This is a genomic window from Frankia sp. AiPs1 (genome assembly GCF_023716945.1).
Lineage (GTDB): Bacteria > Actinomycetota > Actinomycetes > Frankiales > Frankiaceae > Frankia.
The window spans coordinates 1-7,312 of record NZ_JAMQQF010000288.1; the positions used below are offsets into that span (position 1 = coordinate 1).

Here is a 7,312-nt window from a genome sequence, read left to right on the forward strand (position 1 = left end):
GGCGCCGCCCGCGCGGCGGCCCCGGACTGGCGGGCGACACCGCTCGGCCGCCGGGCCGAGGTGATGTTCCGCTTCCGCGACCTGCTCGACGCCGGCCGCAAGGAGGTCGCCCGGCTGCTGACCGCCGAGCACGGCAAGACCCTCGACGACGCGCTCGGCGAGATCGCCCGTGGCCTGGAGAACGTCGAGTTCGCCTGCGGCGCCCCGCACCTGCTGCGCGGCGGCTACTCGGAGCAGGTCGCCGCCGGCGTCGACGTCCACGAGGTACGCCAGCCGCTTGGTGTCGTCGCCGGCATCACCCCGTTCAACTTTCCGGCGATGGTGCCTCTGTGGATGCTCGCGAACGCACTGGTCTGCGGCAACGCGTTCGTGCTCAAGCCGAGCGAGCGAGACCCGTCCCCGGCGCTGTTCCTCGCCGAGCTGCTGGGACGTGCCGGGCTGCCGGCCGGCGTGCTCAACGTGGTGCAGGGCGACAAGGTCGCCGTCGACGCCCTGCTCGACCATCCCGACGTCGCCGCGGTGAGCTTCGTCGGCTCCACCCCGGTCGCCCGCTACGTCTACGAACGCGCCACCGCGGCCGGCAAACGGGTGCAGGCCCTCGGCGGGGCGAAGAACCACCTGGTCGTCCTGCCCGACGCCGAACTCGCCGCCGCGGCGGACGCCGTGGTGTCGGCCGCCTACGGCTCGGCCGGTGAGCGCTGCATGGCGGTGTCGGTGGTCGTCGCGGTCGGGGAGATCGCCGACCCGCTGGTCGAGGCGATCGCCACGCGGGTCCGCGGCATCCGGGTGGGGCCCGGGTACGACGAGGCCAGCGAGATGGGACCGCTGATCACCGCGGCGCACCGGGGCCGGGTCGCCGGTTACCTCGACGCCGCCACCGCGCAGGGGGCGAGCGTCGTCGTCGACGGCCGCGCCGACCCCGCCACCAGCGGGCCGGGTTTCTTCCTCGGCCCGAGCCTCGTCGACCATGTGCGGCCGGCCAGCGCCGTCTACACCGACGAGATCTTCGGCCCGGTGCTCGCCGTGGTGCGGGTCGCCACCTACGACGAGGCGCTGCGGCTGATCGAGGACAACCCCTACGGCAACGGCGCGGCGATCTTCACCCGGGACGGCGGAGCCGCCCGACGGTTCACCGCCGAGGTGCAGGCGGGGATGGTCGGCGTCAACGTGCCGATCCCGGTCCCGGTCGCCTACTACAGCTTCGGCGGCTGGAAGGGTTCGCTGTTCGGCGACCTGCACATGTACGGCCCGGACGGGATCCGCTTCTACACCCGGACCAAGGTCGTCACCTCCCGCTGGCCCGATCCGGCGACGAGCTCGGTCGACCTCGGCTTCCCCCGGACGCGGTGACCCGGTGGACGTCGGAGTGGTGCTGCAGACGAACCCGCCCGCCTCCCGGGTGATCGACCTCGCTCGGCAGGCCGAGAACCTGGGCTTCAGCCACGTCTGGACCTTCGACTCCCATCTGCTGTGGGAGGAACCGTTCGTCATCTACAGCCAGATCCTCGCCGCGACCCGCAAGGTGCTGGTCGGGCCGATGGTGACGAACCCGGCGACTCGCGACTGGACGGTCACGGCGTCGCTGTTCGCCACCCTCAACGAGATGTTCGGCAACCGGACGATCTGCGGGATCGGCCGGGGCGACTCGGCGGTGCGGGTACTCAACGGCAAACCTGTGTCGCTGGCGACGCTGCGCGAGTGCGTCGGCGTCGTGCGGGAACTCGCCAACGGGCGCAGCGCGCAGGTCGCCGGCAGCACCGCGCGTTTCCCCTGGGGCGCGGCGAGCCGGCTCGACATCTGGATCGCCGCCTACGGGCCGAAGGCGCTGGCGCTGACCGGGGAGATCGGCGACGGGTTCATCCTCCAGCTCGCCGACCCGGACATCGCCGCCTGGACCATCCGGGCGGTGCGCCGCGCCGCCGAGCGGGCCGGGCGTGATCCGGCGGCGGTGACGTTCTGCGTCGCGGCCCCCGCCTACGTCGGCCCCGCGGACCCGCTGTCGCTGGCCCACCAGCGCGACCAGTGCCGCTGGTTCGGCGGGATGGTCGGCAACCACGTCGCCGACCTCGTCGCCCGCTACGGCGCGGACGGCTCCGTACCGACCGCGTTGACCAGCTACATCGCCGGCCGCACGGGCTACGACTACAACGAACACGGCCGGGCCGGCAACGCCCACGCCACGTTCGTCCCCGACGAGATCGTCGACCGGTTCTGCCTGCTCGGCCCGCCCGAGGCCCACATCGAGCGGCTGGCGCAGCTCGCCGAACTCGGCGTCGACCAGTTCGCCGTCTACCTGCAGCACGACGCCAAGCTCGCCACCCTGGAGGCATACGGCGAGACGGTGATCCCCGCCGTCGCCGGCACGGTCCGCGCCACCACCGCCGGCACGCAGCCCCCCGGCACGCCCGCCCCGGCGACCTCGGCGCCGTCGGCGACGCCGCCCGCGGTGCCGCCCACCGGCGTCGCTTAGGGCATGTGTCTACCTGTGATCGGGGGGGGTAGGTGCCGTCAGCACGTGCAGCACGGGTCCTGACGGTTCCGCGGAACCGCTCCGGCGCCGTCGGAGGCGAGCCCGGCGTCAGGACGCCCCGACGCCCGACGGCCACGAGTTCCCACGGCCACGAGTTCGTACGGCCAGGACGACGAGGAGAGGACTCGACCCCTTGACGACCACGCCTGCCACCCCTGCCACCGCTGCCACCTCCGCGACTCCCGGTGTCGGCGGCCGCAGCGAGGCGTACCTCGACGATCGTCGGCACGTCTTCCACTCCTGGTCGGCCCAGGCGGGCCTCGACCCGGTGGTCGTCGCCGGCGCCGAGGGAAGCTGGTTCTGGGACGAGTCCGGCCGGCGCTACCTGGACTTCTCCTCGCAGCTCGTCAACGCCAACATCGGCCACCAGCACCCGGCCGTGGTCGAGGCGATCGCCGCGCAGGCCCGCTCGCTGACGACCATTGCGCCGTTCCACGCCCACGAGGTGCGCTCGCGCGCCGCGCGCCTCATCGCCGAACGCGCACCGGGCGACCTCGACCGCGTCTTCTTCACCAACGGGGGGGCCGAGGCCACCGAGAACGCGGTGCGCATCGCCCGGCTTGCCACCGGCCGGCAGAGGATCCTCGCCGCCTACCGCTCGTACCACGGCGCGACCGGCGGCTCGATCACCCTGACCGGGGAGCCGCGACGCTGGCCCAGCGAGCCGGGGATCCCCGGCGTGGTGCACTTCTTCGGGCCCTACCCGTACCGCTCGCCGTTCCACGCCGCCGACGCCGCCCAGGAGTCCGACCGCGCGCTCGCCCATCTCGCCGAGGTGATCGCGCTGGAGGGCCCGGCGACGATCGCGGCGATCATCGTCGAGCCGGTCGTCGGCACCAACGGGATCCTGGTACCGCCGCCGGGGTACCTCGCCGGGGTGCGTGAGCTGTGCGACACCCACGGCATCGTGTTCATCGCCGACGAGGTGATGTCCGGCTTCGGCCGGTGCGGCGAGTGGTTCGCCGTCGACCACTGGGGGGTCGTCCCGGATCTGATCTGCTTCGCCAAGGGCGTGAACTCCGGGTACGTCCCGCTCGGCGGAGTGATCCTGGCCCCGCACCTCGCCGACGCCTTCGCCGAGCGCCCCTACCCGGGCGGGCTGACCTACTCCGGGCACCTGCTGGGCTGCGCCGCCGCGGTCGCCTCGATCGAGGCGTTCGAGGCGGAGGGGATCCTCGACCATGCGCGGACGCTCGGCACCGAGGTGATCGGACCGGAGCTGGCGAAGCTGGCGGCCGACCACCCGTCGGTCGGCGAGGTCCGCGGGCTCGGCGTGTTCTGGGCGGTGGAGCTGGTCCGCGACGGCGCCACCCGCGAGCCGCTCGTGCCGTTCAACGCCGCCGGCCCGGCGGCGGCTCCGATGTCGGCGGTCGCCGCGGCCTGTCGCGAGCGCGGCCTGTGGCCGTTCACCCACTTCAACCGGGTGCACGTGGTCCCGCCGTGCACCATCTCCGAGGCGGACGTGCGGACCGGTCTCGCGATCCTCGACGAGGCACTGACGGTCGCCGACGGCTTCACCACAGGCTGACCGGACGTGCCGGGGCCCCGGCAGGCACGTGCCTGCCGGGGCCCCGGTTCATCGGTCCGCGTGGGGCCGCCTCCTGCTCGGGGGCGGCCCTGACGGGTCACCTCAGTGGGTGGGTTCCCCCGCGCGGGGACTGTCCTCTTCCCGCGCCGGCTGGCCGGGGACCTGGCGGACGTGACCGCCGGTGCCGACCGGCTGGCCGGCGGAGCTCAGCGCGTCCGCGGGCAGCGGGATGTGCGCCAGCTCCTCGATGTCATCGGCGGACTCGACGGAGATCCGCGGCAGGATCCGGTCGAGCCAGGACGGCACCCACCAGTTCGCCTTGCCGAAGATGTGCATGAGCGAGGGCACGAGGATGGTCCGGATGATGAACGCGTCGATCACGATCGCGCTCGCGAGCCCGAGCCCCATCAGCTTGATGACGCGTTCGTCACCGAGGATGAACGAGGCGAACACCAGGGTCATGATGGCGCCGGCTGCGGAGATCACCCGGCCGGTCTCGGCCTGCCCGAGCGAGACGGCGAGCCGGTTGTCCCGGCGCGCGGTCCACTCCTCGTGCATCCGGCTGACCAGGAACACCTCGTAGTCCATGGACAGGCCGAACAGGATCGCGAACAGGATGACCGGGATGAACGCCTCGACCGGGCCGCCGCTGATGCTGAACAGCGACTCCCCCCAGCCCCACTGGAACACCGCGACGACCACACCGAAGGCCGCGCCGACGGCGAGCAGGTTCATCACGGACGCGGTCAGTGGCACCAGCAGGCTTCGGAAGACCGCCACCAGCAGCAGGAACGCGAGCACGACCACGATGCCGATGAACAGCGGCAGCTTGCTCGACAGCGTGCTGGAGAAGTCCTCGAAGATCGCCGTGATGCCGCCGACGTAGATCCCGGTATTCGACTGGTTGGCCTGTGGGACGACGTGGTCGCGCAGCTTGTTCAGCAGCTTCGAGGTGGCCTCGTCCTGCGGGCTGGTCGTCGGGTACAGGGAGACGATCGACGCCTGGCCGTTCGGGCTCGGCCGCGGCTCCGACACCGACGCGACGCCCGGGGTGGCGCGGGCCGCCTTCACCACGGCGTTCAGGTTGGCGGTGTCCTGCGGCGACTTGATCTCCGCGACGATCGTGAACGGGCCGTTGAAGCCGGGGCCGAAGCCGTCGGCGAGCAGGTCGTACCCGCGCTTGGTGGTCTTGGCCGAGTCGCCGTTGCCGAGGTCGGACGAGCCGAGTCGCAGCGAGAAGAACGGGATCGCGATGACGAGGATCACCACGCCGCTGATGACGGCGAACAGGCGGGGTCGGCGCTCGATGCCCTTGGCCCAACGCCACCAGAAGCCCGCGACGTTCTCGTGCTCCGGGCCCTCGTTGACGAGCTTGCGCCGATCGCGCTTGCTGAGCACCCGCATGCCGTAGAAGCCCAGCAGGGCGGGCAGCAGGGTGACGGCCGCCGCCATGGTCATCGCCACGGCCACGGCCGCCGAGATCGCCACGCCGTACAGGAAGCTCACCCCGAGGGCGAACATGCCGAGCAGCGCGATGCAGACCGTGATGCCGGCGAACAGCACGGCGCGGCCCGAGGTGTTCACCGCGGTGACCGCGGCCTGTTCAGGCGTCTTGCCGGCCCGCAGGCCGATGCGGTGCCGGTTGACGATGAACAGCGCGTAGTCGATGCCGACGCCGAGGCCGATCAGAGTCGCGAGGACCGGGCTGAACTCGGCGATGGTGAGCACGTGCGAGAGCAGAATGATCAGCAGGCTGCCGACGCCGAGTGCGACGATGGCGGTGATCAGCGGCAGGGTCACGGCCAGCAGCGAGCCGAAGGCGAGGAACAGGATGATCGCCGCGGCGACGATGCCGATGAGCTCGCTGTAGCTCTGCTTCGCCTGCTCGGTGATCGACACGACCTGGCCGGTGGCCTCGACCTGCAGCGTGTTCGAGTCGTAGCCGCGAGCGGTGTCGACGAGCTGCTGGATGTCGTCCTTGGACAGGTCGATGCCCTGCAGGTCGAAGTCGACCGTGGCGAAGGCGGTCAGGCCGTCCTTGCTGATCTGCGAGGCCCCGCGCGGGCCGTAGGGGCTGCCGACGTCCGTGACGTGCGGGACCTTGGTCAGCTTGGCGAGCATCTCCGTCGCCGGCGCCTGCAGGGCCGGGTCGGTGACGGGGGCGCCGTTCTTGCTGTGCAGCACGATGGTGGCGCTGTCTCCCGAAGCCGCCGGGAAGTCGCGCTGCAGCAGGTCGATCGCCTTCTGCGAGTCGGTGCCGGGCAGGGAGAAAGCGTCCTTGTAGTCGCTTCCGGCCGCCTGGCTGACCCCTCCGAGGACGGCAATCGCGGCAATCCACAGGAGCAGTACGAGCCGGCGGTGCCTGAAGCACCATCGGGCGAGCGAAGCCACGGTTTCCCCTCGAGCGTTGAAGATCGGTCGGTGTCGTCACCTGCGACGTCTTGATCGGCAGCGGCTTGTTGCTTGCTACCTGGGAACTTACCGGTCGTTTAGTAGGTAAGCTTCAGGGTAACATTCGGCGCGGACTCGATCGGAGGGGTGCAGGGCTGCCATGGTCGAGTCGACGTCACCCGGGTCAGCGAGCGATACCAGGTCGCGGATCCTGGCCGCCGCGGTGAGCCTCTTCGGAGAGCAAGGGTATGCCGGCACGTCTGTGAGGGACATCTCCGAGCGACTCGGAGTGACAAAGGCAGCACTCTATTACCACTTCCCGTCGAAGGAGACCATCCTCGACGCCCTGCTGGAGCCCTTCGTCTCCGAGCTGGGCCGGCTGGTCGAACTGGTCCGACAGTCACCGCCACCGAGCGCCCGGCTTCTGCTGGAGCGGATGGTCGACATCATGGCCGGCCCCGGCGGCGTCCTGCTCGCCTTCGTCAACGATCCCTCGGTGATCCATCGCAAGATCGGCAAGAGCGACATGCTCTCCCTGCAGCACGCTCTGGTTGGAGCGCTCGCCGGTCCTGCGCCGTCCGAGCTGCGGCTGCTGCGGGCGCACTGCGCGGTCGGCGCGCTGCGCGCGGGGATTCTCGGGATGGCGGTGGAGCATGCCCAGGCCCGGGTGCGCGATGCCGACGGCGCCGGGGCTCGAGCCGGGGCCGGGGCGGTCCCCGGCGATGCGCTGGTCGCCTACAGCGGGTCCAACCTGACGGGTGCGTCCGGCCGCGGGGAGCCGCTCTGCTCGGCCACCCCCCGGACCCTTGCATCCCCCCACCCCCACACCTATCACCCGCACGTCTCCCCCCCCCACCGGCGCG

5 protein-coding genes are annotated in these 7,312 nt (G+C 71.6%); 4 read left to right on the top strand and 1 reads right to left on the bottom strand.

Features of this window, described 5'->3' with window-relative positions; genetic code table 11:
- The 3 genes from ND748_RS20845 to ND748_RS20855 all read left to right on the top strand — a co-directional run.
- A partial coding sequence (locus tag ND748_RS20845) for a CoA-acylating methylmalonate-semialdehyde dehydrogenase (RefSeq protein WP_251747679.1) occupies positions 1-1,350 on the top strand: 1,350 nt, incomplete at its 5' end.
- Positions 1,351-1,354: 4 nt separating this feature from the next.
- Complete coding sequence (locus ND748_RS20850; RefSeq protein ID WP_251747680.1) at positions 1,355-2,470, top strand: TIGR03842 family LLM class F420-dependent oxidoreductase; 1,116 nt, start codon at positions 1,355-1,357, stop codon at positions 2,468-2,470.
- Between the two features lie 193 nt (positions 2,471-2,663).
- Positions 2,664-4,058 (top strand): aspartate aminotransferase family protein, encoded by a 1,395-nt coding sequence (locus tag ND748_RS20855; RefSeq protein ID WP_251747681.1) that lies wholly within the window; start codon positions 2,664-2,666, stop codon positions 4,056-4,058.
- 102 nt (positions 4,059-4,160) lie between these two features.
- On the opposite strand, the gene ND748_RS20860 is transcribed toward ND748_RS20855, so the two are convergent.
- Entirely contained in the window at positions 4,161-6,449 is a 2,289-nt protein-coding gene (locus ND748_RS20860) for an MMPL family transporter (RefSeq protein ID WP_251747682.1), read from the bottom strand.
- 160 nt (positions 6,450-6,609) lie between these two features.
- On the opposite strand from ND748_RS20860, the gene ND748_RS20865 reads away from it, so the two are divergent.
- Positions 6,610-7,312, top strand: a 703-nt coding sequence (locus tag ND748_RS20865; protein WP_251747683.1) for a TetR/AcrR family transcriptional regulator, incomplete at its 3' end; no start/stop codon positions are given.